We start from the raw sequence: 23,437 nt of genomic DNA, 5'->3' as shown, positions 1-23,437 counted from the left end.
GGGGCTCCGATGATCCGGATGCTCTTTTGCCTGCACCGGCTGCCCTCGCTCAGTCTTGCCGAATTCCAGACCTATTGGCTCGAAACGCACGCGCCGCTCGTCGCCCGCCATGCGCCGGCGATCGGGCTCGCGCTCTATCGCCAGCACCACCGGCTGGACGATCCGGTCCTCGGGGCGTTGCTCAAGGGGCGCCGGACCGACGGAGCCTTCGACGGCGTTGCCGAACTCGGCTGGAACAGCGAAGCCGATCTGCTCGGCGGCGGCAGCGATCCGGCGCGGCGCGCCGCCAATCGCGCACTGTTCGAGGACGAGCAGCGTTTCATCGACCTTGCCTGTTCGCCAATCTTCTTCGCCCGCTCGCACACGATCGTCGGCGACTAGGGTTTTCGCACGTCCTGAAAGGCCTGCGCGCGATAAAGTCCGTTCGCGGGTGAGGTGCCGAACAGCATCGGCGGCTGGCCGGTTCCTCCGCGCGCATTGAACAACGTGCTGAGATGCACCCCGCCGGTACGGCCGTTCCAGCGCCCGCGCGCCGGCATACCGACCTCGAGATAGCGTCCGCCCATCCCGAGCAGGACATTGCCTAGCCCTTCGAGTTCGACCGTGTGTGTGCCCAGCGCGCCGGCGTCGAAGGTCACGCGCGCGTCGCGCATCGTCATGCCGTCGAGCGTCACGCCGAAGCGGGCATCCTGCGTCAGCGGCCGAGCGATTTCTCCGCCCTGGATCACGAAGCCGGTGCGGTTGCGTTTGCCTGAAAAGGTGATCGATTCGCTCATGCTGAAGATGAGGTCGGGGCCGAACGAACCGACGAGCCAGAAGAAGGTCGCGAGCGCCGCTTCGGGATCGTCGTGTTTACGCACCCCCCAGCTATGGTCGCGATGGCCGAAGCCGTCGACGGTCCAGGTCCGCTCGCCGATCCGCACCGTTCCGCGCACGCGCCCGGCGACCTCGGTATGCATCGCGGCAAATTTCTCGCGGAAGCCGCCGGTCAGGCCCGAGAGCGCCCAGGCGTCGTAATGCGGGTGGAGATTTTCGACATGGAGGTCGAGAGCGCAATCGGCATCTTCGGCGACCCAGCGGTTGGTCGCGCTGTCGAACGTTGCGGTCAGGAAGCCGTCGATCGCGAAGCCGGTCGCGAAGCGATCATCCTCGCGCATCGGCACGTCGATCCGCGAGCGGTTGTAGCCGACCCCCGGCGCCACGACGCCGAAGGTGCAATTGCCGGTCCCGAGGTTCGGGTGATGGCCGATGCGGATGAAGCCGCCGAGGCCCTGTTCGATATCCTGAAAGCAGAGCACGACGCTTTCCTGCCAATGCGCGTCGGGTTCGGGGGTGTGCGGCCACTCGTCCTCGACCGGCAGGATGACGATATCCTCGGCCGCAATCATGCGCCGATCCCCGGCACCAGTGCCGCGAGGCGCTTGCGCGAAGCAGCCCAATAGGTCCGCTCGACATCCTCGAGCTCGGGCGGCAACCGGCTCATCCCCATCGAGGCAAAGACCGCGAGGCGCCATTCGCCGAGTACCTGCGCAAAGTCCCAGTCTTCGAGCTTGCCGCGCGCCTGCGCGTAGGCGGCCATCATCTCGTCGGGGGCCGGAATGCCGTCGATCGGCGGCGCGAGCAGCGCGAAATGCGCGATCCCGGCGATCTGATACGCCAGATCGGCTTCGCCGACGCCGTGATGCGCCAGCTCCCAGTCGAGCAAGGCGACGACCTGGCCGGCGTCGTCGTACATGAAGTTCGAGATATTCGCGTCGCCGTGTGCGAGTTCGGGGGTGCGGTGACGCGGCGCATGCGCGGTCAGCCAGTCGGCGACCTTCTCCAGCGTGTCGCGGATATCGCGGTATAAATTGGCCTTCGCGCCGGGTGCGGCAGGCGGGATCGTCCGCCGCAGTTCGACGAGGGTCCAGCCGATCTCGCGATCGAGATAGTGGCCATCGCCGCCGCGCCGGGCAAAATGATCGTCGGCGAGACCTGCCGATGACGTCGCGTGCACCGCCGCAAGCGTTCGCGCGGCTTCGAGCAACATCCTGTGCCGGTCTGCCGCGCCAACCGCCATATAGGGACCTTCGTTGAAGGGCATCGTGCTGGGGGCGATGCCCTCGATCCGTTCCATGAACAGACCGGGCTTGCCGTTTACCTCGCCGCCGGCATCGAGCCAGAGCGGCCTGGGGACCGGGAGGCCGCGCGCGTACAGCGCCTGCATGATGTCGAATTGCGGCGGCAGCGCATATTGGCTGAAGAAGGCGCCGCCCAGATCATAGCGAAACACGAGTCTGCGGACCCGCGTACCGGTATCAGTATCGACGTCGGCATCGAACAGGATCGTCCCGCTCGACGCCCCTGCCGAGCGTCGTCCATCGTCGAGCCGGATCGCCGTTATTTTGCCCCCGAGACCCGTTTGCCGTTGCAGGAAATTCTCCAGTCGCAACCCGATTTCGTCATCTTCGCCCTGCTGGGTCGCGCCCGTAATCGCGCGGCTTGCTTCGAGCGCATTGTCGTTATCCATCGGTATCTCCCAAGCCCTCGTCCGTGGCCTCTTTTGAAAAATGCGACGAAAAATAAATTTTGTCAAATTTAGTCGTCATGACGTATCGCCACGCTTCCGGCGAACGAGTCTGGGGCCGTCCGAAGAGGAGGCACGGGATTTGACCTTTCAGTCCCATACGGTCAAATGGCCGGATGACCGAAGTCATCTCTGCGCCCGTTTCCGGGCGGGCAAGACGCTTGACGAAACGCGGAATCGATACGCGCGAGAAGATTCTCGACGCGACGATCAAATGTATCGTGCGCGCGGGTTTTACGGCAACGACGATCGAGCATGTCATGGTCGAGGCCGGTCTCAGCCGCGGGTCGGTCCTGCATCAATTCCCCAATCGGGTGGCGCTGATGGTGGCGACGGCGGAGCGCGCGATGCGGCGCGTAATGGATTCGGCGCGCGTCATGGCCGAGGCGATCGAGGACCCCTTCGAGCGACTGTCCGATTATGCGCGGATTTCATGGGAAACCCATTCGCAGCCCGAAGGGCTGGCGCTGACCGATATCCTGCTCGCCGCGCGCTGGGATGGCGAACTGCTGGCCGGATTGCAGCCGATCACGAGCCGGGTCGAACAGGAAATCCACGACGAGTTCATCAACCTCGCGAGCGAGGCGGGTTTCACCGATGCCGAGGCGCTGGTTCCGCACGGCTGGCTGCTGATCGCCAGCGTGCGGGGCCTGATCATCGAGCATAGCGTGAACCAGTCGCGTCCAATGATCCTCGCTGCGATCGAACGCATGAAGGAACGGCACCGGCGTTTTTGCGCCAATCTCGCCGCACGAGACGCGCGATAGGATAAAAATAGTCATCTTTGATTAGTCGATCTTGACTAATTTTGGACAATCTGGTTTCCTGATTGGGAGCCGGCATCAATAGCCGGCCCCAAAAAGGGAGAGTATGATGTCCAAGGGAGTGGCCGCGCGGCTGTGTGCCGGCGTTACCTATATCGCGTTGATGGCTGCCGCACCGGCGATGGCGCAGACGGCGGAAGCCGACGGCGACGATAGCGCCGCAAGCGCCCGGGCAGACAATGCCGGCGAAATCATCGTCACCGCACAGCGCCGCGAACAGTCGCTGAACTCGGTCCCGATGTCGATCACCGCGATCGGCGGCGACCAGCTCGTCTCGCAGGGCATCAGCACCGTTGCGGATCTCGCCAAGATCGTGCCCGGCCTGACCTTTACCCAGAGCCAGATCGCAACCCCGGTCTATACGATCCGCGGCGTCGGCTTTTACGAATCGACCCTCGCCGCGTCCCCCGCGGTCAGCGTCTATGTCGACGAAGTGCCGCTGCCCTTCGCGATCCTGACGCAGGGCGCCGCGCTCGACCTGTCGCGCGTCGAAGTGCTCAAGGGGCCGCAGGGCACGCTCTATGGACAGAATGCCACCGGCGGCGCGATCAACTACATCTCCGCCAAGCCCGGTAATGATTTCGAGGCAGGCGCCGACGCCAGCTTCGGCCGTTTCGGCGCGCTGGAGCTGTCGGGCTTTGTCAGCGCACCGGTCACCGACACGCTGGGCGTGCGCCTCAGCGCGCGCATCGACGAGGGCGGCGCCTGGCAGCAAAATTATACCCGCGACGACAAGCTCGGCCGCGCGCGCCGCATCGCGGGCCGCGCGCTGGTTGTCTGGAATCCGACTGACACGCTCGAATTCACGCTCAACCTCAACGGCTGGCGCGACAAGTCCGACGTGCAGGCGCCGCAACTGACCGCGCACACGCCCTATAACCCGGCGGGCGCCTATCCCTATGTCCTCGCCACCCCGCTCGCGCCGGAAAATGCGCGCGCCGCCAACTGGTCGGCGTCGACGCCGATGCGCCGCGACGATGATTTCTATCAGGCGTCGCTGCGTACCGACTGGGATGTGTCGGACGACGTCCGCCTGACCTCGATCACCTCGTGGCTCGAATTCAACACCGATGCGACGCAAGATCTCGACGCCACCCAGTGGCGCCAGCTCGACAGCTATACCCCGGGCAGCGTCAAGAGCTTCTTCCAGGAATTGCGCCTCACCGGCACCAGCGGCGACGCGCGCTGGATTCTCGGCGCCAATTATTCGCACGACAAGGCGAGCGAGCAGCAGATCCTGTTCACGAACGATCTCAGCAGCAACGTCATCATCCCCGGTCTGCCGATCCTGACCGTGTCGGCGGTGTTCACCAACCAGAAGGTGACCACCTATGCCGGCTATGCGAACGTCGAATATGATCTAACGCCGAATCTGACTGCGCAGGGGGGCATCCGCTACACGCGCAACGAACGCAGCTTCGACGGTTGCGGCTATGACGGCGACGGCACGACCTATTTGAGCTTCAACGTGCTGACCGAGCTGTTCACCGGCGCCCCGCCGATCACGCCGATCCCCGCCGGCGGCTGCCTGACTTTCAGTCCCGAATTCCAGCCGTCGCTGGTCGTCGACGAACTGAAGCAGGACAATATCTCGTGGCGCGGCGGGCTGACCTATACGTTCGACAATCGCGCGATCGTCTATGCCAATATCTCGCGCGGGTGGAAGGCGGGCGGATTTCCGACGGTGCCGGCCTCGTCCTTCACGGGCTTCCTGCCCGCGACGCAGGAATCCTTGCTCGCCTATGAGGCCGGGTTCAAGCTGCCGCTGGCCGACCGCACGCTGCAGTTCAACGCCGCGGGCTTCTATTATGATTATAAGGACAAGCAGGTGCGTGGCCGCATCCTAGACCCGATTTTCGGGCTGCTCGAACGGCTGGTCAACATCCCGACGTCGCACATCTACGGCGTCGAAGCTGCGATCGACTGGCGCCCGGTCGATGGGCTGACCGCGAATCTGTCAGGCACTTATGTAAAGAGCCGCATCGACGAATTCACCGGCTATAACGGCACAGGCGTCTTCGCCGACTATGAAGGCTCGGCCTTCCCCTTCACCCCGAAGTGGCAAGCGACCGCCGACGTCCAGTATAAATGGCCGGTCAGCGACCGCTGGAACGCGGTGATCGGCACCAACGTCAATTACAACAGCGCGACCAATTCGACCTTCGGCGATCCCGCGATCCTGCGTATCAACGCGCGGACGCTGGTCGATGTGCGCGCGGGGGTCGAGAGCGAGGATGGCAAGCTGCGCGTTCAATTGTGGGGCCGCAACATCTTCAACGAATATTACTGGAACTCGACCTTCCAGGCCGACACCGCCTGGCGCATGGCCGGCCGCCCCGCGACCTACGGCATCTCGGTCGGCTGGCGTTACTGAGGGAGCTGAAGCCATGCGATTTGCAGGCAAGACCGCGATCGTCACCGGCGGCGCCTCGGGCATCGGGGAGGCGTTCGTGCGCCGCTTCGTCGCCGAGGGCGGATCGGTGATGATCGCCGAGCTCGACGTCGAGCGCGCCGCCGCGCTCGCGGCCGAACTGGGCGAGCGCGTGGCTTACGAGCTGATCGACGTCTCCGACGCCGATGCCTTCGCGCCGCTCGCCGACAAGACGGCCCGTCGCTTCGGCGGCATCGACATCCTCTTCAACAATGCGGGGATCGGCAATTTCGGCCTGACCCCCGATATGGACATCGAGCAATGGCGCCGCTGTATCGCGGTCAATCTCGACGCCGTCTTCTATGCCTGCCGCGCCGTCATCCCCCATTTGAAAGCGCGCGGCGGTGGAGCCATCGTCAATACCGCATCGGCCTCGGGCATGGCCGCTGACTATGGTTTCACCGCCTATAATGCCGCGAAGGCGGGGGTGATCAATTACACCCGCTGCCTCGCGATCGACCATGCGCGCGACAACATCCGCGCCAACTCCATCTGTCCGGGGCCCGTCGATACGCCGCTTCTTACCAGCGGCGTCGATGAGATCGAGGGACTGCGTACCGAATGGGAGCGGATCGTGCCGGCGGGTCGCTTCGCACGTCCCGAGGAGATCGCCGCCGTCGCGCTGTTCCTCGCTTCGGACGATGCCAGCGGCATGACCGGCGCGACCGTTCCCGTCGACGGCGGGCTGACCGCGCATACGGGCCAGCCCGACCTCCGCGATGTGCTGGGCGCCGCGGGCACAGCGTGAAAGGATAGAGACGATGACTGCCAAAAAACCGAGCTTCGAAGTCTACCGCGCCGCCGACGCGCCGCCGTACAGCGAGACGTCGTGCATGGAATATTCGGGCATCACCCCGGTGATCGAGGACGGCATCGTCCGCGCCACCGCCGAGGGGGCCGACGACGGCAACGAGGTGAAGCTGCTCTTCTCGATGCCGGGGATGAGCCTGACCTACGCGTGGTTCAAGAGCGGCTTTCCATTGCCGCTGCACAGCCACAATGCCGATTGCCTCTATTATATCATCGCGGGTTCGCTGAAGCTTGGGACCGAAGAGCTCGGCCCCGGCGACGGCTTCTATGTCGGCACCGACGTCCCCTATACCTACAAGCCCGGCCCCGAAGGCGTCGAGGTGCTGGAGTTCCGCACCGCCGATGCGTTCGATATCCGCTTTCGGGGCAACACCGCGGCATTCTGGGACAAGATCGTCGACGGGTTGCGCAAGGAAAAGCCGGGCTGGGCAGGCCAGCGCAAGCCGACCGAACTTGCAGGCATCAAATGAGCGGTGCCACGATGCGCGCGGCGGTGCGCCGCGGCGCCGCGCTGACCGTCACCGACGTCCCCGATGTCGTGCCCGAGGCGGAGCAGGTCGTCGCGAAGACGCTCGCCTGCGGGATCTGCGGATCGGACCTGCACGCCGTCCATCATCTGGAACATGGCGTCGAAATCGGCCGCCGCTGCGGTGCACCCGACACGATCGATCCGTCGCAGGATCTGGTGCTGGGACACGAGTTCTGCGCCGAGATCCTCGACCATGGACCGGGGACCGAAAAGCGCTTCGCGGCGGGGACGCGCGTCGTCTCGACGCCCTTCGCCTTCGGGCCGCTCGGCGCCGAACTGATCGGCTTTTCGACCCGCTATCGCGGCGCGTTCGCCGAGCGCGTGCTACTCACCGAGGCGTTGCTGCTGCCGGTGCCGAACGGTCTTCCGTCCGAGATCGCGGCACTGACAGAGCCGCTCTCGGTGGGCACCCATGCCGTCGCGGTCGCCAATCCGGAGCCGGGTAGCGTCGCGATGGTGATCGGTTGCGGTCCGATCGGGCTCGCGGTGATTGTTGCGCTGAAGCGCCGCGGCATCGGTCCGATCATCGCCGCCGATTTCTCGCCGGCGCGCCGCGCACGCGCCGAACGGCTCGGCGCCGACATTGTCGTCGATCCTGCCGCAACCTCGCCGCACGATCATTGGGAGGCGCTCGACGTCCCCGCGACGCTCGCCACCTTCGGCATGGCGCAATTGTTGGGCCGCTCGATGCGCGACGCGATCGTCTTCGAATGCGTGGGCGTGCCCGGCATGCTGCAGAACCTGCTCGAACAGGCGCCGCCGCTCGCGCATATCGTCGTGGTCGGCGCGTGCATGGAGGACGACCGCATCCTCCCCGTGCTCGGCATCAACAAGCAGATGCGCTTCAGCTTTGTCTGGGCTTATTCGCAGGGCGAGTTCGCCGACACGCTGCACGCGCTCGGTGAAGGCGCGATCGACGGGTCGGCGTTCCTGACCGATCAGGTCGGGCTAGCCGATGCCCCGGCGGCTTTCGAGCGGCTGGCTTCGCCCGGCGATCAGGTGAAGATCGTCGTGGAGCCTTGGCGGTGAGCGACGAAGCGGCCCCGGCGATGGCGGGCGGGCAGGCGGCGGTCGTCACCGGCGGTGTCGTACTGCTGATTGCAGGGTTCATCGCGCTCGGTTTTCTGTTCGGACTGACGCCGCTCTACGCTGGCTTCCTGCTGCTCTGGTACTGGGGCAGCGTCGATATGGTCGAGGGCAAGGCGCTCGCACCGCTGCTCGTCGGCGCGTGCGGCGGGACGGCGACGGCGTGGCTGCTGCAATACGGCGCGGTTCACGGCGGGCTGGCCGGTGTGGCGCCGGTGCTCGGCCTGATCGTCGCCGCGATCTATTGCCAGCTTCGCGGCTGGCTGCCGTTGCTCATCAACCGGCCCTATATGCTCTATCTCACCGTGATGGCCGCGCCGCTGCTGCAGGCGGGCGAAAGCTTTGGCCATGTCATGGCGGCGATTACGCTCGCCACACTCTATTTCGGCAGCATCGTCGCGGCCGGACGCACAATCGTGGCGCGTCGCACGGTGGCCGTGGCATGATGGGCCTCGCGATCACCCAGCCGATGCACCGCGCCGCGCGCGAAATGCCGGATCGGGTCGCGACCGTCGACAGGGGGCGGCAGCGCAACTGGCGTGAGGTCGCCTTGCGAACGCGCCGTATTGCGGGGGTCTTGCAAAGTCTCGGCGTTGCGCCGGGCGACCGCGTTGCGTTGCTCGCGCCCAATGGCGAATTGTTCGTCGATTTCCTGTTCGGCAGCCTGTGGGCCGGCGCGGTCGCCTGTCCCGTCAATACGCGCTGGACCGCCGACGAGATTGCCTATGCGCTCGCCGATTGCGGCGCCGAGGTGTTGATCGTCGATCCGGATTTCCGGGCCATGCTGCGGGACATTCGCCGGGCGGCCCCGGCGCTGCGCGAGGTCGCGATTGCCGGACCGGTATTCGAGCAGTTGATCGCCGCTGCTGACGAACCCGGCGAGCATCTGCGCCACGGCGACGATCTGGCGATGATCCTCTATACCGGCGGCACCACCGGACGGTCGAAGGGGGTGATGCTCTCGCACCGCGCGCTGATGACCTATGCGCTGTGCCTCGCGGGCGCGGGCGACGCGGCGCCGGGCGAATGCATGCTGCACACCGCGCCCTTGTTCCATGTCGGTGCGATCTCGGGCTTCCTCGCCTGTTTGCTCGGCGGCGGGCGGCATGTCTTCTTGCCGGCCTTCGATGCCGAGGCGGTGATGGCGGCGATCACGGCCCAGCATGTTACCGACCTGTTCCTCGTCCCGACGATGTTGCTGGCGGTGCTCGACCATCCGCGCTTCGGCGAGCATGATCTCACCAGCGTCGAGCGCATCTATTATGGCGCGGCACCGATGCCGCCCGCGCTGATGGACCGTGCGATTGCCGCGATGCCGCGCGTCGGTTTCGTGCAGGGCTATGGCATGACCGAGACGTCGGGCTCGATCTCGCTGCTCAAGCCCGCCGACCACCGCGACCCTCAGCGGCGGCGCTCGGCCGGGCGCGCGGTGATGGCGATCGAGGCGCGCATCGTCGACCCCGACGATGTCGAGGTGCCGGCCGGCGCAATCGGCGAGATCGTCGCGCGCGGCGAGGCGGTGATGAGCGGCTACTGGAACCGGCCCGAGGAAACGGCCGAAGCATTGCGTGGCGGCTGGATGCACACCGGCGACGTCGGGCGGATGGACGCCGACGGCTATATCCATGTCGTCGACCGCCTGAAGGATATGATCATTACCGGCGGCGAGAATGTCTATTCGGTCGAGGTCGAAGCCGTGCTGGCGGGCCATCCGGCGGTGTCGCAATGTGCCGTCGTCGGGCTCCCCGATACACGCTGGGGCGAACGCGTCCATGCGGTGATCGTCGCGAATCAGGCACCGCAAGCGGATGCCGACGAGATCATTGCCTATATGCGTACAAAGCTCGCCGCCTATAAATGCCCGCGCTCGGTCGAGTTTCGCCGCGAAATGCCGCTCTCGGCCGCGGGCAAGATCTTGAAGGCCGAGCTGCGCGGCTGAGGTCAGCCCTCGATGATCGACGCCAGCGCGCGGGCGACGCGGCCCAGCGTTTCCGCATGCGACCACATCGGGTGCTGGCGCGACCGGTCGGCAAGTTCGGTTTCGCGGCCCGCCAATATGCCGTTGATCGCGCCGCCCATGAAGACGAGCCGCTGGTTGAGCAGGTCGGGCGGGGCTTCCGGCATCAGGCGCCGGACCTCGTCGAGGCAGCGCTGATAGCCGGAGTTCCAGCGCCCCGCGAGTGCGTCCATGAACAGCGCCCGGTTCGACAGTTGCAGGCCGACGATGAAGCGGTTGTAGCATTCGCCCCATGGCGGAGGGTCCGGGTCGACGGAGGTTTCGACCAATATCTCCATCACCTCGACGACGCTGCGCGGCCCGCCGGCCGCGACGCTGCCATCGAGCGCGGCGTTGCGCCGTTCGTCGATCGCGCGTGCGCCGTCGACGATCAACTCGCGGATCAGCGCCTCCTTGGACCCGAAATAATAGGTGAGCGCGGCGTGGTTCTTCTGCCCCGCCGCCTCGGCGATCTGGCGCACCGTCACCCCGTCGATGCCGCGTTCGGCAAAAAGTTTCAGCGCCACCGCCCTGATATGGGCGGGCGCTTCGGAATGCGCGGTCGAGGGGGCACGGGGCATGCGCCGCATTTGCCATTGACAGCGGCACGCGTCAAATGCATTTATCCAAATGGATAAAGAACGGGAAGAGGATGATGGAGGGAGTCGATCTCCCGGCGCTCCAGCGCTGGATGGACGGGCAGGGCGTCGGCTTCGGGCCGATTGCCGACGCGCGCCTGTTGTCGGGCGGCACCCAGAATATCCTGATGCGCTTTCGCCGCGGCGAGGCGGCCTATGTGCTCCGCCGCCCGCCGCCGGTACCGCGCGTCAATTCCAACGATACGATGCGGCGCGAGGCGCGCGTGCTCGCCGCGCTCGACGGCACGGCGGTGCCGCACCCGCGTCTCGTCGCGGCCTGCGCCGAAGAAGATGTGCTGGGCGTCGCCTTTTATCTGATGGAACCCGTCGAGGGCTTCAACCCGACGCAGGGGCTGGCCGCGCTGCATGCCGGCGACAGGGCAGTCCGTCATCGCATCGGCCTGTCGATGGTCGAGGCGATCGCGGCGCTCGGCGGGCTCGATTATCGCGCGGTCGGGCTCGACGGCTTCGGCAAGCCCGACAATTATCTCGAACGGCAGGTCGGGCGGTGGAAGGCGCAGCTCGCAAGCTATGCCGATTTCGCCGAATGGCCCGGTCCCGAAGCGATCCCCGGGGTCGAGCGCGTCGCGGACTGGCTCGACGCGCATCGTCCGGCGGATTTCCGCCCCGGCATCATCCATGGCGATTTCCATCTCGCGAACGTCATGGTGCGCCCCGACAGTGGCGACCTTGCTGCGGTGGTCGACTGGGAATTGAGTACGATCGGCGATCCCTTGCTCGATCTCGGCTGGTTGCTTGCGACCTGGCCCGAGGGTGACGCGCCGCGTGCGACCGACGTTGCAATCACGCCGTGGGAGGGGTTCGCGGCTCCCGACGAGCTCGCCCAGCACTATGCCGCGGTCAGCGGCCGCGATCTCGCGGCGCTCGACTGGTATGTCGTCCTCGCCTGCTACAAGCTTGGCATCATCCTCGAGGGCACGCATGCCCGCGCCTGTGCCGGCAAGGCGCCGAAGGAAACGGGCGACCGGCTTCACGCCCATACGCTCGACCTGTTCGACCGCGCGCTGCGCCGCATCAGCTGAAGGAAAGAGAAATGAAGGACGATACCGATTTCACGGGCCGGCGGGTGCTGGTCGTCGGCGGGTCGAGCGGCATCGGCAACGGTGTTGCGCATGGCTTTCGCGAGCGCGGCGCCGAGGTCCATGTCTGGGGCACGCGTGCGGCGGCGAGCGATTACGACGCGGCGGACGGATCGGACCTGAGCGGGCTCGGCTACAGCTGCGTCGATGTCGGCGATCCCGATGCGATCGAGGCGGCGGGCCTGCCGTTCGACGGGCTCGACGTGTTGATCCTGTGCCAGGGCACCGTCGTCTATCGCCGCGGCGAGTTCGAGCGCGCGGGGTGGGACCGCGTGATGGCGGTCAATCTCGACAGCCTGATGCACATATCGCGCAAGTTCCGCGCGCAGCTCTCCGATGCGGGCGGCTCGATCGTCATCGTCAGTTCGATCTCGGGGCTGACGGGCAATATCGGCAACCCCGCCTATGCCGCGTCGAAGGCGGGCGCGATCAGCCTGACCAAGACGCTGGGACAGGCGTTCGCCGCCGACGGCATCCGCGTCAACGGGCTCGCTCCCGGCCTCGTCGATACCAAGCTGACCAAGGTCACCACCCAGAACCCCGAGCGATTGCAAGGCACGCTCGCCCACATCCCGCAGCGGCGGATGGGCACGCCCGGCGACATGGCGGGCGGCGCGATCTTCCTCGCGTCGCCGCTCGCTTCCTATGTCACCGGCCACACGCTCATCGTCGATGGCGGGCTCTCCCTCTAACGAAAGGCTGACAGATGAATTTCGAATATAGCGACAAGGTCGCCGCGCTCCTCGCCCGGATCGAAGCCTTCATGGACGAGCATATCTATCCCAACGAGCAGGCCTATTATGATTTCGTTCACGATCAGGACAATCGCTGGCAGGAATGGCCGGGGATGGAGGCGCTGAAGGACAAGGCGCGCGAACAGGGGCTGTGGAACCTGTTCCTGCCGCACGAATATGGCGCATTCTCGCCGGGTCTCACCAACCTCGAATATGCGCCGCTGGCCGAACTGTTCGGGCGCGTGCCCTGGTCGAGCCAGGTCTTCAACTGCTCGGCGCCCGACACCGGTAATATGGAGGTGCTGGCGAAATTCGGATCGCCGCAGCAGCAGGAAAAATGGCTGAAGCCGCTCCTCGCGGGCGAGATCCGCTCGGCCTATGTGATGACCGAGCCGCAAGTAGCCTCGTCCGACGCGACAAACCTCGAACTGTCGATTATCCCCGATGGCGACGATTATGTCATCAACGGTCGCAAATGGTGGATTTCGAACGCGATGCACCCGCGCTGCGACATCTTCATCGTGATGGGCAAGACCGATTTCGACGCACCGCGCCACGCGCAGCATTCGCAGATCCTCGTCCCGCGCGACACGCCGGGGGTGACGGTGGTCCGACATCAGACCGTCTTCGGATCGTATAATTCGCCGGGCGGCGAGTCCGAACTGCGCTTCGACAATGTCCGCGTGCCGAAGGAAAATCTGATCCTCGGCGAGGGGCGCGGCTTCGAGATTGCGCAGGGGCGCCTCGGGCCGGGCCGCATCCACCACTGCATGCGCTCGATCGGGCAGGCACAGCGCGCGCTCGAACATATGGCGCGCCGCGTCGACAGCCGTGTCGCCTTCGGCAAGAAGCTTGCCGACCAGAGCAGCATCCGCCAAGACGTCGCGAAAAGCTTTTGCGAGGTCGAAATGGCGCGGCTGCTGACGCTGAAGGCCGCCGATGCGATGGACCGCTATGGCAACAAGCAGGCGAAGGATCTGATCGCCGCGATCAAGGTCGTCGCGCCGACGATGGCGCAGACCGTTTCCGACCGCGCGATCCAGGCGCATGGCGGCATGGGGGTCAGCGAGGACACGCCGATCGCCTATTTCTTCACGCTCAACCGCTACGTCCGCATCACCGACGGACCCGAGGAAGTGCATATGTCGCAGCTCGGCAAGCAGAAGATCGCCGAATATGTCGCCGCGAACCGGCGCTGAGCGGGACGGGGAGCCACGGCCATGAAAGCCCTTCGCTATTACGGCGCGCACGACATCCGCTACGAGAGCATGGATGACCCGACGCCGCAGTCGGATCGCGACGCGATCGTCAGGGTCACCGCCTGCGCGATCTGCGGCAGCGACCTGCACATCTATCACGGCCACGGCTTTTCGGAGGATGTCGGCTTCTGCGTCGGGCACGAAGCGGTGGGGGAGGTCGTCGAGACCGGGCGCGGTGTGTCGCGGCTGAAGGTCGGCGACAAGGTGATGATCCCTGCCGCGGTCGGCTGCGGATCGTGCCGCCAGTGCCTCGCCGGCGTCGTCAACCTCTGCGAATATGGCATGGGTTCTTGCTACGGCCTGTCGGCAAAGCTGCAGGGTTCGCAGGCGGAGGCGGTGCGTGTTCCTGCCGCCGACGTCAATGCGGTGCCGATCCCCGACGGCGTGTCGGAGGAGCAGGCGCTCCTGATGACCGACGCGCTCGCGACCGCATGGTTCGGCGCTCGCAACGCCGACATCGTCCCGGGCAGCAGCGTCGCGGTGATCGGGCTGGGGCCGATCGGCCTGATGGCGGTCGAAAGCGCCTTCGTCATGGGCGCGCACGTCGTCTATGCGATCGACCCGGTCGCGGAGCGGCGCGCGCTGGCCGAGGAAGCGGGCGCCATCGCGCTCCATCCGGGCGAAGCGGTCGAAACGATCCGCGAGGCCACGAAGGGACGCAAGCTCGACTGCGCAATCGAGGTCGTCGGGCGCGACGAGGCGGTCGATCTGGCGCTCCGCCTCGTCCGCGCGCGCGGCACCGTGTCGGTGATCGGGGTACAGCAATCGCGCCGCTATGCCTTCCCGCTCGAACGCTTCTTCGCTGCGGGCCTGACCTTCCGCGCCGGCACCTGTTCGGTGCCCGAGGAACTGCCGACGCTGTTCCCGCTGGTGCAGTCGGGCCGGTTGAAACCCGAAAAATATATCAGCCATCGCATGCCGCTGAGCGCGGGGGCCGAAGCCTACAAGCTGTTCGACGGGCGCAGCGCCGGGGCGCTCAAGATGCTTCTGGTGCCCGACTGAAGAACCCGTGCCGGCCCAAAGGCTGTGTCCGGCGGCGGGTGAAGGCGATGAAATTTGCGTCCGGGGTTCAGCGAGCCGCAGCTACCCCACCGTCGCGTGCCTCGATGAACACATATTCGTGCTGGCCGTCATTGAGAATGAGCGCCCGTTTGCCGTCGCGCGTCGCCGCCAGCAGGTCGACGCCGCCGATCCCCGGCGAGATGGTGACCAGCGAAATCGTCCCGTCCTTGTTTGTCTTCGTCGCGACGTCCGACCATATCGAAGTCGCCCGGACCGACAGCGTGCCGTTTCTATATTGTACCGACAGGGGGCCGAGTTCGGGATTCGAATATTCGCCGACCCACGCTTTCGATGCCTCCGCACCGACAGGGAGCGTCAGTTCGCTGCGGAATTTGGCGAAGGATTCGGCATTGCGCTTTACGGCGCTGGCGACATTTTCCTTCGCCTCGGGCTTGCCGTCGAAAACAAGTTCGAGCAGCCGGCGCTTGACCTGATTGGCCAGTGTGTAGCCATTTTCCGAGTTGGTCAGGACAACCACGCCGATCCCCGATGCGGGGAGCGCGAACCAGTTGCTCTTGTAGCCGAACAGGCTGCCCCCGTGCGAGATGACGGAGACGCCGCTGCTGGCGTCATCCTCGAGACCCATGCCATACCATTGGTTCTCGCCGGTCGGCACATAATGGACCCGGCGCGCGAGCAGATTCCGGGCCGAGACCATCCGCTTGCCGCCGGGCAGCTCGCCCTGTTTGAGCTCGTTGAGAACATAGAGCGCCATGTCGTGCGCCGACGACCAGGCGCCTCCTGCCGGGCGATAGGGCACGACGGTGTCGTTGAACTTCATATCGACCAGCGCGATCTTGTCGTCGAGGTCGGTGTCATAGGGCTTGGCCCAATTGCCTGCGATCGCCTTCGGATTGCTCATCGTGCTGTCGCGCATGCCGAGCGGGTCGAAAATCCTTTCCTGAATCGCGCGGTCGAACGCCGCGCCGATTTCCAGGTCGGGATAAAGGATATGCGCGCCGAGATAGCCCGCCGCGCTCGCCATCAGATTGTTATACTGGAACACCTCGCCGAACCCCGAGGTCGGCTGGGTCTCGGCAAGCTGCCGGAACGTGTCGTCGGCGCCCGTTTCGGGGCGCGTGTTGAACAGCCACAGCATGTCCTTTCGCGGCAGGCCCGTGCAGGCGCAGACGAGATGCTTGACGAGCACCTTGCGTGTCGTCTCTGCATCGCCGAGGCGGAAGCTCGGCATATAGTCGATCACCGGCTTGTCCCAGTCGAGCTTGCCCTGATCCACCAGGGTGGAGAGCAGCAGCGTCGCCATGCCTTTCGTGTTCGACGCGATCATGAACAGCGTGTCCTTGTCGACCGGCGCGCCGGTCTCGATATCCTTCACGCCGATCCCGCGCTCATAGACGATCTTGCCATCGTCGATCAGCGCGATGCCGGCGCCGGGGATTTTGAGCTCGTCCATCGAAGTGCGGATGAAGGTTTCGAGCTCGGCGATCCGCGCGGTATCGAGCGCATGCGGCTGGCGGCCCGCGAAGCTCTCCTTGGTGTAATTGGCGGGGCGAAGCGTGTCGGCGGCGGTGTTGATCTGCGCGCCCCGCTTGGCGAGGGTTGCGAGGGCGCCGTCGATCGTCACCACGGTCCATGCCGTGCCTTTCCGCGATGCGACGGCCTGGGCAACCGCATTTTCGGCCGGGGGGACGTCGTAGCTGACGACGACAACCTCGTCCCACCCGTCGCGCGCGGGCAGGGTCTGGGACAAATGGACGGGGCGGGAGAAACCGGGCTTGGCCATCGTCCAGGCCGCTGCGGCGGCATCCGCTCCGCTTTTCGCCCCGGCGACAGGGACGAGCGTGATGACGAGATTGGCTTCGGGCGGAACGAAGCGGACCATATTGCCCTCGCGCGCGACACTCCAGCCTTCCGGGGGAACCATCGACGCATCGGATCCCACTGCGATCGATGCCGGGGCAGGCGAGGGTTGTTCCGCCGCCGCCGGGGAAACGGCAAGAAGCGCCGCCGACAAGCTCAGCCCGACGAAGAATGATCGCATTTTCATAAATCCCCCCAGATTCTCTTGGCCGTTATGAATGGCTTATGGTGAGGTTGCAACGGCCTCCGGAAAGACGGTCGTCGGGTGGCCGGCGGCGGGGCGCGCCTTCATCCTCAGGTCATCCGTCGTGAAGATCTCGGCAACTCATTTCATCGTAGCCCGAGTATCGCAGCCCCGATCACCATCGTCTTGAGCCTGTCCGCATCGCCCCAGTCATATTCGGGTATCGTGATCAGATTTTAGGCCACGCCTTGAAGGCAGCAGAGCAGTATCATCCGGATCTCGTCGGAATTGCCGGAACCAATTTCACCGCGTGCCTGCCCATCGACGATCGCCCGGTGCATGATGCCGAGATAGCGCGCCGCGTCTCGGTACGGTGTTCGATCAGTCGCTCGGCGATGACGGGATCGGCGTGCTGGTCGGCCTGATCGAAGCCCGGCACGCCGTCGCTCTGAGCGCGCTGGACCCGGATGCCCGCCGCGCTGCGGTCATCGATGACCTCGTTCATTATTTTGGCGCCGCGGCGTCGCGGTCGATCGGCTATGCCGAACAGGACTGGCTGACCGAGCCATGGTCGCTCGGCGGTTATGCGGCGCATATGCCGCCGGCCTTGCGCCAGGCCGCCTGAGAACGGACTATTCGCTTCGGCAGCAGGGATTGCCCGGCTGTTCGCCGAACGGTCGGGACTCACCGTTCATTGAAATTTCATCGCGGCTGTGCCATCTGGCTCGCATGCGGGCCGGGCCCCTCTGGCGATCGTCTTCGGGCGGTCGTGATGTCGGACCGCATCGAGCGTGCTCGATGCAGGTCCATTTCTATTTTCTTTCGTAGAACCTGTTCGTGCGGCTCGTTGGATCGATCAACGAGGATGGTTATGTTCGAACAGCAATCTCTTCACCGGACCGCCGCCGCTCAGGGCGCCGAGTTCGATGCGGGCCTGAAGCGTCACATGCTGCGGGTCTATAATTATATGGCGTCGGGCGTGCTGCTGACCGGCATCGTCGCGATGCTCGTCGCCTCGACGCCGGCGCTCTATCAGCCGATTTTCGGCACGCCGCTCAAATGGGTGGTCATGCTCGCACCGCTCGCCTTCGTCTTTCTCTTCTCCTTCCGGATCGAGAAGATGTCGGCCGCGACCGCGCAGACGATGTTCTGGGTCTTTTCGGGGCTGATGGGCCTGTCGCTCGCCTCGGTATTTCTGGTCTTCACCGGCGCCAGCATCGCCCAGACCTTTTTCGTCACGGCGATCATGTTCCTGTCGATGAGCCTCTATGGCTATACGACCGGACGCGACCTGTCGAAGGTCGGCAGCTTCCTGATCATGGGCCTGATCGGCGTCGTGCTCGCGAGCCTCGTCAACCTGTTCCTGCAATCGAGCGCGCTGCAACTGGTCGTCTCGATCGTCGGCGTGATCGTCTTTACCGGCCTGACGGCGTGGGACACGCAGAACATCAAGTCGCAATATGCCGCGCATCACGGCCACGAAGCGAACAGCAAGCTCGCCGTCTTCGGCGCGCTGTCGCTGTATCTGAACTTCGTCAACCTGTTCCAGATGCTGCTCACCCTGATGGGTCAGCGCGAGGAATAGGCCTTTCGGGGCGGCCGGTGACCGAAAGCCCGGTCGCCCTCAGAACTGGTAGGCGACGCCGCCGCCGAACAGCCACTGGTCGGCGCTGCCCGCCTGCGACACGATCGGCGAATCGGCATAGCGCCCGGTCAACCGGCCATATTGCGCCCCGCCGACGAGCACGAAGCCCTTCCTGAGGTCGCCGGACAGGGCATAGGCGCCGGCAACGCCGATGGTATATTTGCCCGCGGTCGCCTTGCGCCCGGCACCGGTGTAGACGGGGAGCCCGCTTGCAGCGCTGCCGAGCGGGTCGATGTCGTAATAATAGCGGCCGAAACCCTTGCCATAGACGTTCACCGACACCGAAGCGCCAAGATAGGCGCGCTTCGAGATCGGGGTGCCGTAGTCGAGCGTCGGCGACACGACCCAGCTTCCGTGCTTGCCCGAAATATCCTTGAGCCCGACGACGCGGAAACCGATCTGGTCATATTCGCTGGTGAGCACCCCGGTGTGGGTGACACCCGCCGATATGCCGAGCTCGACCGCCATTTTCTTTTCGCCGAGCGCCTCGACCTGCGGATCCTTGATGCGGCCGGTCCGGTCGCTGCGCAGGTTGATGATCGGGCCGAACTTGAAATCGGTCTTTTGCCCCCGCCGCTGGCGGATCAGGTCGACCTGGAAATTGGTGCCGCGGGTCGAGAAGGAAAAGCCGCTGACGCGCCCGCGCAGGTAAAAGGCGGGCAGGATGTTGCGGTCGTCCGAACCATTGTAGCTCGGGGTGCTGAGCACCCCGGCGCCCACCGCAAGATAATCGCGCGACCATTTGCGTTCGGGATTGTCGTCCTGCGGCCGCGCGGCGGGAAGCAGGATATTCTCGTCGAGATCGCTGGTGTCCTGGACGTAGCGGGCCGGCTCGTTGTCGCTTGCAGCCAGCCGCGTGTCGGGGTCGCCGGCCAAATCATAGGGCAGGGCGAAATCTTCGGCGTGCGCCGGCGCGGCGGCCAATCCACCGCCGACGCAAAGCGCAAACAGGTGCAAGCGGCAGGCAAGGCGGGTAAAGCTCATCGGCATGGGTATGAATATCCTGTGATCCGCCCCTCTGGACACGCGTGTAAGTGATTGTCGGCGCAATGCAAAGGCTTCGTCTTGCGGAGGGGCGCTTTTCGTTTCAACGTGACTTGCATGCATCGATCCTGTGTTCCCGTGCTCATATGCCCCCCGGCCGCCTTTGGTTCCGCCGCAGCCGCAGGCGGTGCGGCATGAGCCTGTTCGGGCCGCGCCGCCCGCTGTCGGCCGCCGAGTGGGAGTGGCAACTTGCCGCCTTTCGATGGCTGCTCGATGAACATGGCGGGCTCGCCGCGCATCGCGGCCGGATTTTGGCTGCCCCCGACGGCAGTTGCTTTCCCGACAGCCGCCTGACCGGCGACGAGCGGGCGCGTGAACTTCTGGGGCAGGTCATGGCGATTGCCGGCATCGCCGACTGGCCGGTGCGGCTGGTCATGGTCGACGGAGGGCGGGCGCACATGCCGGTGGGCGATCGCCATGCCGTTGTCCATGCGGGCGCCAGCGCTGCCGGCACCTTCCAGCTCGTCGAGGATGGCGCCGGAGGCTGGCTGGCGGAGATCGTTGCGGCGCGCAGCCAGCTCGCCGATGAGGCGGCGCTCGTCGCGACATTGGGGCATGAAACCGCGCATTACTGGATGACGGTGACCCGGCGCGCCGCCCCCGGCGGCCCCGATTGCGAGGAACTGCTGACCGACCTTGTCGCCGTAGCGCTCGGCTTCGGCATCTTCCTCGGCAACAATGCCCGCTATGGTTATCACACGGCGGCGGAGGCAGACCAGGTTGGCGGCTGGTATCTTTCGGGTTCGCAGGGCTATCTGTCCGAACGCGCGCTGATGACCGCGCTGGCGGTCAGCGAAGCGCTGGCGGGACGCGATCCGCTCACCGCTGTACCCTATCTGAAGCCGCATCTTGCCGCCGACCTCAGGGATGCCGCGCGCTATGTGGCCAAACGCGACATCGTCGCCGATATCATGAGCATCGACCTTGCCGACTATGGATCGCCGCCGGAGCAGGCGGCATGAGCCGGGCGCCGCGTCTTGCCGGTTATGCGCTGATGGCGGTCGCGGCGCTGCTCGCGCTCGCGATGCGGCGCGGCGCGATCGACCAGATCGGTCCCTTTCCGGTCGCGGCGGTCGCGCTGCTCGTCGGCATGATCGGGGTTATGCTCGTGTTCACAGATTTGATGGTGCGCGGGCTCTATGCGCAGGTCGGCGCGGCGAAAAACGCCGCGCCCGACGAGGAGAAGCGGCGCAATGAAAAAGAGTGAAGCCTGGACCCCCCGTATGCTCGCGGCGGCGCTGTTCGCGCTGATGCCGGCAGCGAGTGCCATAGCCGATGAGCCGGCGAGCGAGAGCGACCGTTTCTTTCTGGACGAGGCCGCGAGCGCCTGCCGCAGCGGCGATTTTCCGGCCTTCCTGTGGCCTTTCGCGAACAGCAGCGCCGTGCGCGCGCGTTATGGCGCGGCGGCCGGTGCTTCCGACGATTTTCCGATCGTGATGATCGATTACAGCTATGTCACCCGCGCGTCGGAACGGCTGTTCGAGGCGAACGGCGGCGATCCGCGCCAGCTCGTCTATGTGCAGGTCGATTTCAGCACCGGGCCCGACGGCGTCGAGCGTGTCGACTGGGCGCCGGGGCGTTTCGAACCCGACGAGGGCGACGGGCCCGGAACGCTGATCGAAAAGACGGGGCCGGGCGGGTCGCTGCATTTCCGGAAGGCGGCCGATTGCTGGCAATTGACGCAGGATATCCGGAACAAGGCCGGCGCGCCCTGACCGGCACGCCCCCTTTTCGTTCGACAGCTTCGGGGCTTGGCTTTATGACGGCGGCATGACCGATCGTCCGCATACGCCGCTGCTCGACACGGTGGATGTCCCAGCCGACCTCCGCAAGCTGAAGCCCGAAGATCTCCGCCCGTTCGCCGACGAGCTGCGGGCCGAGATGATTTCGGCCGTCGGCACCACCGGCGGTCATCTGGGTTCGGGGCTCGGCGTCGTCGAGCTGACGGTCGCGATCCATTATGTGTTCGACACCCCGCGCGATAAGCTGGTTTGGGACGTCGGCCACCAATGCTATCCGCACAAGATCATCACCGGGCGGCGCGACCGCATTCGTACCTTGCGCACCGGCGGCGGGCTTTCGGGCTTCACCAAGCGCAGCGAGAGCGAATATGACCCGTTCGGCGCCGCGCACAGTTCGACCTCGATCAGCGCCGCGCTCGGTTTCGCGATCGCCAACAAGCTGAAGGACGAGCCGGGCCGTGCGATCGCGGTGATCGGCGACGGGTCGATGTCGGCGGGCATGGCCTATGAAGCGATGAACAACGCGGCGGCGGCGGGTAACCGCCTGATCGTCATCTTGAACGACAATGACATGTCGATCGCGCCGCCGGTCGGCGGGCTCAGCGCCTATCTCGCCAAGCTGGTGTCGTCGCGGCCGTTCCTCGAACTGCGCGAAATCGCGCGGCGCTTCGCAAGGAAATTGCCCGAGCCGCTCCACAAGGCCGCCAAACGGACCGACGAGTTCGCGCGCGGCATGGCGATGGGCGGCACGCTGTTCGAGGAACTCGGCTTTTATTACGTCGGGCCGATCGACGGGCATAATCTGGAACATCTGATCCCGGTGCTCGAAAATGTCCGCGACAGCGATCATGGCCCGGTGCTGATTCATGCGGTGACCAAGAAGGGGCATGGCTATGCCCCCGCCGAGGCGGCCGCCGACAAATATCATGGCGTGCAGAAATTCGACGTCATCACGGGCGAACAGGCGAAGGCGCCGCCGGGCCCACCCCAGTATCAGAATGTCTTCGGTGAAACGCTGGCGAAGCTTGCGGACACCGATCCGCGCATCGTCGCGATCACCGCGGCAATGCCGTCGGGGACGGGCGTCGACAAATTCGCTAAGGCGCACCCGACAAGGACTTTCGACGTCGGGATCGCCGAGCAGCATGCGGTGACCTTTGCCGCGGGGCTGGCGGCGCAGGGGATGCGGCCGTTCGCGGCGATCTATTCGACCTTCCTCCAGCGCGCCTATGATCAGGTCGTCCACGACGTCGCGATCCAGAATCTGCCGGTGCGCTTTGCGATCGACCGCGCCGGGCTCGTCGGTGCCGACGGATCGACGCATGCTGGCTCGTTCGACGTCACTTACCTCGCGACCTTGCCGAATATGGTGGTGATGGCGGCAGCCGACGAAGCCGAACTCGTCCATATGACCTATACTGCCGCCGAATATGACGACGGCCCAATCGCCTTTCGCTACCCACGCGGCAACGGCACCGGGGTGGCTTTGCCCGAGGTTCCGCTGAAGCTCGAGATCGGCAAGGGCCGCGTCGTGCGCAGCGGCAAGACCGTCGCGATCCTGTCGCTCGGCACCCGCCTTGCCGAAGCGCTCAAAGCCGCCGACACGCTGGAAGCAAGGGGCCTGTCGACGAGCGTGATCGATCTGCGCTTCGCCAAGCCACTCGACGAGGAGCTGATTCGCAAGACGCTCGCCGCCCATGAAGTGTGTGTGACGATCGAGGAAGGCAGCATTGGCGGCTTGGGCGCGCATGTACTGACGCTGGCGAGCGACGCGGGGCTGATCGACGCGGGGCTGAAGCTGCGCACGATGCGCCTGCCCGACGTTTTTCAGGATCAGGACAAGCCCGAGCTGCAATATGACGCGGCGGGGCTCAACGCGCCACAGATCGTCGATACCGTCCTGAGGGCGCTGCGCCACAACAGCGCGGGCGTCGAAGAGGCTGGCGCGCGGGCATGAACCGCTAGC

At 65.5% G+C, this 23,437-nt stretch carries 23 protein-coding genes; 18 read left to right on the top strand and 5 right to left on the bottom strand.

Going from position 1 to position 23,437, the window contains the following annotated elements; translation table 11 throughout:
- Window positions 1-9 precede the first annotated feature (9 nt).
- The gene (locus AN936_RS17830) at window positions 10-381 is read left to right on the top strand and encodes an EthD domain-containing protein (protein ID WP_054589274.1); all 372 of its coding nucleotides are present in this window, start codon (window positions 10-12) and stop codon (window positions 379-381) included.
- Here AN936_RS17830 and AN936_RS17825 read toward each other — a convergent pair.
- Window positions 378-1,388: a DUF7065 domain-containing protein gene (locus tag AN936_RS17825; RefSeq protein ID WP_054589273.1), complete on the bottom strand. Its 1,011-nt coding sequence runs from the start codon at window positions 1,386-1,388 to the stop codon at window positions 378-380. The genes AN936_RS17830 and AN936_RS17825 overlap by 4 nt on opposite strands.
- Window positions 1,385-2,509 (bottom strand): phosphotransferase family protein, encoded by a 1,125-nt coding sequence (locus AN936_RS17820; protein ID WP_054589272.1) that lies wholly within the window; start codon window positions 2,507-2,509, stop codon window positions 1,385-1,387. The genes AN936_RS17825 and AN936_RS17820 overlap by 4 nt, the downstream gene beginning before the upstream one ends.
- Before the next feature lie 218 nt (window positions 2,510-2,727).
- Here AN936_RS17820 and AN936_RS17815 point away from each other — a divergent pair, with 218 nt between their 5' ends.
- From AN936_RS17815 to AN936_RS17785, 7 genes are all read left to right on the top strand, one after another.
- The gene (locus AN936_RS17815) at window positions 2,728-3,333 is read left to right on the top strand and encodes a TetR/AcrR family transcriptional regulator (RefSeq protein WP_054589271.1); all 606 of its coding nucleotides are present in this window, start codon (window positions 2,728-2,730) and stop codon (window positions 3,331-3,333) included.
- Between the two features lie 106 nt (window positions 3,334-3,439).
- Complete coding sequence (locus AN936_RS17810) at window positions 3,440-5,764, top strand: TonB-dependent receptor (RefSeq protein WP_158500111.1); 2,325 nt, start codon at window positions 3,440-3,442, stop codon at window positions 5,762-5,764.
- 13 nt (window positions 5,765-5,777) lie between these two features.
- Window positions 5,778-6,569 carry an SDR family NAD(P)-dependent oxidoreductase gene (locus AN936_RS17805; RefSeq protein WP_054589269.1) on the top strand — a complete coding sequence of 264 codons (792 nt, stop codon included), beginning with the start codon at window positions 5,778-5,780 and terminating at the stop codon, window positions 6,567-6,569.
- A gap of 13 nt (window positions 6,570-6,582) precedes the next feature.
- Complete coding sequence (locus AN936_RS17800) at window positions 6,583-7,101, top strand: cupin domain-containing protein (protein ID WP_054589268.1); 519 nt, start codon at window positions 6,583-6,585, stop codon at window positions 7,099-7,101.
- On the top strand, window positions 7,098-8,189 hold the full coding sequence (locus tag AN936_RS17795) for a zinc-binding dehydrogenase (RefSeq protein ID WP_234715622.1): 1,092 nt from the start codon (window positions 7,098-7,100) through the stop codon (window positions 8,187-8,189). The genes AN936_RS17800 and AN936_RS17795 overlap by 4 nt, the downstream gene beginning before the upstream one ends.
- Entirely contained in the window at window positions 8,186-8,692 is a 507-nt protein-coding gene (locus AN936_RS17790; RefSeq protein ID WP_149037706.1) for a hypothetical protein, read from the top strand. Before AN936_RS17795 ends, AN936_RS17790 begins: the two co-directional genes overlap by 4 nt.
- A complete protein-coding gene (locus AN936_RS17785) occupies window positions 8,689-10,185 on the top strand; it encodes a long-chain-fatty-acid--CoA ligase (RefSeq protein WP_201782929.1) in 1,497 nt (498 codons plus the stop codon). The genes AN936_RS17790 and AN936_RS17785 overlap by 4 nt, the downstream gene beginning before the upstream one ends.
- Before the next feature lie 2 nt (window positions 10,186-10,187).
- Here the strand turns inward: AN936_RS17785 and AN936_RS17780 are convergent, their stop codons facing one another.
- Entirely contained in the window at window positions 10,188-10,823 is a 636-nt protein-coding gene (locus AN936_RS17780) for a TetR/AcrR family transcriptional regulator (RefSeq protein ID WP_054589265.1), read from the bottom strand.
- Between the two features lie 74 nt (window positions 10,824-10,897).
- On the opposite strand from AN936_RS17780, the gene AN936_RS17775 reads away from it, so the two are divergent.
- The 4 genes from AN936_RS17775 to AN936_RS17760 are packed head-to-tail and all read left to right on the top strand — an operon-like array spanning window position 10,898 to window position 14,975.
- Window positions 10,898-11,923 carry a phosphotransferase family protein gene (locus AN936_RS17775; protein WP_234715621.1) on the top strand — a complete coding sequence of 342 codons (1,026 nt, stop codon included), beginning with the start codon at window positions 10,898-10,900 and terminating at the stop codon, window positions 11,921-11,923.
- Window positions 11,924-11,934: 11 nt separating this feature from the next.
- A complete protein-coding gene (locus AN936_RS17770; RefSeq protein ID WP_054589263.1) occupies window positions 11,935-12,672 on the top strand; it encodes an SDR family NAD(P)-dependent oxidoreductase in 738 nt (245 codons plus the stop codon).
- 14 nt (window positions 12,673-12,686) lie between these two features.
- Entirely contained in the window at window positions 12,687-13,913 is a 1,227-nt protein-coding gene (locus AN936_RS17765; protein WP_054589262.1) for an acyl-CoA dehydrogenase family protein, read from the top strand.
- A gap of 21 nt (window positions 13,914-13,934) precedes the next feature.
- Window positions 13,935-14,975, top strand: coding sequence for an alcohol dehydrogenase family protein (locus AN936_RS17760; RefSeq protein WP_054589261.1), 1,041 nt, complete (start codon window positions 13,935-13,937; stop codon window positions 14,973-14,975).
- A gap of 67 nt (window positions 14,976-15,042) precedes the next feature.
- Here AN936_RS17760 and AN936_RS17755 read toward each other — a convergent pair whose 3' ends face one another.
- On the bottom strand, window positions 15,043-17,037 hold the full coding sequence (locus tag AN936_RS17755) for a serine hydrolase domain-containing protein (protein WP_201782928.1): 1,995 nt from the start codon (window positions 17,035-17,037) through the stop codon (window positions 15,043-15,045).
- Between the two features lie 376 nt (window positions 17,038-17,413).
- Here AN936_RS17755 and AN936_RS17750 point away from each other — a divergent pair, with 376 nt between their 5' ends.
- Both AN936_RS17750 and AN936_RS17745 read left to right on the top strand, forming a co-directional pair.
- The gene (locus AN936_RS17750) at window positions 17,414-17,665 is read left to right on the top strand and encodes an FAD-dependent oxidoreductase (RefSeq protein WP_054589260.1); all 252 of its coding nucleotides are present in this window, start codon (window positions 17,414-17,416) and stop codon (window positions 17,663-17,665) included.
- Between the two features lie 246 nt (window positions 17,666-17,911).
- Window positions 17,912-18,625, top strand: coding sequence for a Bax inhibitor-1/YccA family protein (locus AN936_RS17745; RefSeq protein ID WP_149037705.1), 714 nt, complete (start codon window positions 17,912-17,914; stop codon window positions 18,623-18,625).
- Window positions 18,626-18,664: 39 nt separating this feature from the next.
- Here the strand turns inward: AN936_RS17745 and AN936_RS17740 are convergent, their stop codons facing one another.
- Window positions 18,665-19,675 (bottom strand): MipA/OmpV family protein, encoded by a 1,011-nt coding sequence (locus AN936_RS17740; RefSeq protein WP_054589258.1) that lies wholly within the window; start codon window positions 19,673-19,675, stop codon window positions 18,665-18,667.
- Window positions 19,676-19,863: 188 nt separating this feature from the next.
- Here AN936_RS17740 and AN936_RS17735 point away from each other — a divergent pair, with 188 nt between their 5' ends.
- The 4 genes from AN936_RS17735 to dxs are packed head-to-tail and all read left to right on the top strand — an operon-like array spanning window position 19,864 to window position 23,428.
- Window positions 19,864-20,691, top strand: coding sequence for a hypothetical protein (locus AN936_RS17735; RefSeq protein ID WP_054589257.1), 828 nt, complete (start codon window positions 19,864-19,866; stop codon window positions 20,689-20,691).
- Window positions 20,688-20,936 (top strand): hypothetical protein, encoded by a 249-nt coding sequence (locus AN936_RS17730; RefSeq protein WP_054589256.1) that lies wholly within the window; start codon window positions 20,688-20,690, stop codon window positions 20,934-20,936. The genes AN936_RS17735 and AN936_RS17730 overlap by 4 nt, the downstream gene beginning before the upstream one ends.
- On the top strand, window positions 20,923-21,444 hold the full coding sequence (locus tag AN936_RS17725; RefSeq protein ID WP_149037704.1) for a hypothetical protein: 522 nt from the start codon (window positions 20,923-20,925) through the stop codon (window positions 21,442-21,444). The genes AN936_RS17730 and AN936_RS17725 overlap by 14 nt, the downstream gene beginning before the upstream one ends.
- Window positions 21,445-21,499: 55 nt before the next feature.
- Complete coding sequence (gene dxs, locus AN936_RS17720) at window positions 21,500-23,428, top strand: 1-deoxy-D-xylulose-5-phosphate synthase (RefSeq protein WP_054589254.1); 1,929 nt, start codon at window positions 21,500-21,502, stop codon at window positions 23,426-23,428.
- Window positions 23,429-23,437: the final 9 nt, after the last annotated feature.

Source organism: Sphingopyxis macrogoltabida (assembly GCF_001307295.1).
In the GTDB taxonomy this organism is placed as follows: domain Bacteria; phylum Pseudomonadota; class Alphaproteobacteria; order Sphingomonadales; family Sphingomonadaceae; genus Sphingopyxis; species Sphingopyxis macrogoltabida_B.
This window is presented reverse-complemented; position numbering and strand designations above follow the sequence as displayed.

Excerpts from the sequence above, each read along its gene's own strand:
- AN936_RS17800 (WP_054589268.1), top strand. The coding sequence starts at position 6,583 with ATGACTGCCAAAAAACCGAGCTTCGAAGTCTACCGCGCCGCCGACGCG.
- AN936_RS17730 (WP_054589256.1), top strand. The coding sequence starts at position 20,688 with ATGAGCCGGGCGCCGCGTCTTGCCGGTTATGCGCTGATGGCGGTCGCG.
- dxs (WP_054589254.1), top strand. The coding sequence starts at position 21,500 with ATGACCGATCGTCCGCATACGCCGCTGCTCGACACGGTGGATGTCCCA.
- AN936_RS17805 (WP_054589269.1), top strand. The coding sequence starts at position 5,778 with ATGCGATTTGCAGGCAAGACCGCGATCGTCACCGGCGGCGCCTCGGGC.
- AN936_RS17770 (WP_054589263.1), top strand. The coding sequence starts at position 11,935 with ATGAAGGACGATACCGATTTCACGGGCCGGCGGGTGCTGGTCGTCGGC.
- AN936_RS17725 (WP_149037704.1), top strand. The coding sequence starts at position 20,923 with ATGAAAAAGAGTGAAGCCTGGACCCCCCGTATGCTCGCGGCGGCGCTG.
- AN936_RS17785 (WP_201782929.1), top strand. The coding sequence starts at position 8,689 with ATGATGGGCCTCGCGATCACCCAGCCGATGCACCGCGCCGCGCGCGAA.
- AN936_RS17755 (WP_201782928.1), bottom strand. The coding sequence starts at position 17,037 with ATGCGATCATTCTTCGTCGGGCTGAGCTTGTCGGCGGCGCTTCTTGCC.
- AN936_RS17740 (WP_054589258.1), bottom strand. The coding sequence starts at position 19,675 with ATGCCGATGAGCTTTACCCGCCTTGCCTGCCGCTTGCACCTGTTTGCG.
- AN936_RS17825 (WP_054589273.1), bottom strand. The coding sequence starts at position 1,388 with ATGATTGCGGCCGAGGATATCGTCATCCTGCCGGTCGAGGACGAGTGG.
- AN936_RS17780 (WP_054589265.1), bottom strand. The coding sequence starts at position 10,823 with ATGCCCCGTGCCCCCTCGACCGCGCATTCCGAAGCGCCCGCCCATATC.
- AN936_RS17820 (WP_054589272.1), bottom strand. The coding sequence starts at position 2,509 with ATGGATAACGACAATGCGCTCGAAGCAAGCCGCGCGATTACGGGCGCG.
- AN936_RS17760 (WP_054589261.1), top strand. The coding sequence starts at position 13,935 with ATGAAAGCCCTTCGCTATTACGGCGCGCACGACATCCGCTACGAGAGC.
- AN936_RS17735 (WP_054589257.1), top strand. The coding sequence starts at position 19,864 with ATGAGCCTGTTCGGGCCGCGCCGCCCGCTGTCGGCCGCCGAGTGGGAG.
- AN936_RS17775 (WP_234715621.1), top strand. The coding sequence starts at position 10,898 with ATGGAGGGAGTCGATCTCCCGGCGCTCCAGCGCTGGATGGACGGGCAG.
- AN936_RS17830 (WP_054589274.1), top strand. The coding sequence starts at position 10 with ATGATCCGGATGCTCTTTTGCCTGCACCGGCTGCCCTCGCTCAGTCTT.
- AN936_RS17795 (WP_234715622.1), top strand. The coding sequence starts at position 7,098 with ATGAGCGGTGCCACGATGCGCGCGGCGGTGCGCCGCGGCGCCGCGCTG.
- AN936_RS17810 (WP_158500111.1), top strand. The coding sequence starts at position 3,440 with ATGTCCAAGGGAGTGGCCGCGCGGCTGTGTGCCGGCGTTACCTATATC.
- AN936_RS17765 (WP_054589262.1), top strand. The coding sequence starts at position 12,687 with ATGAATTTCGAATATAGCGACAAGGTCGCCGCGCTCCTCGCCCGGATC.
- AN936_RS17745 (WP_149037705.1), top strand. The coding sequence starts at position 17,912 with ATGTTCGAACAGCAATCTCTTCACCGGACCGCCGCCGCTCAGGGCGCC.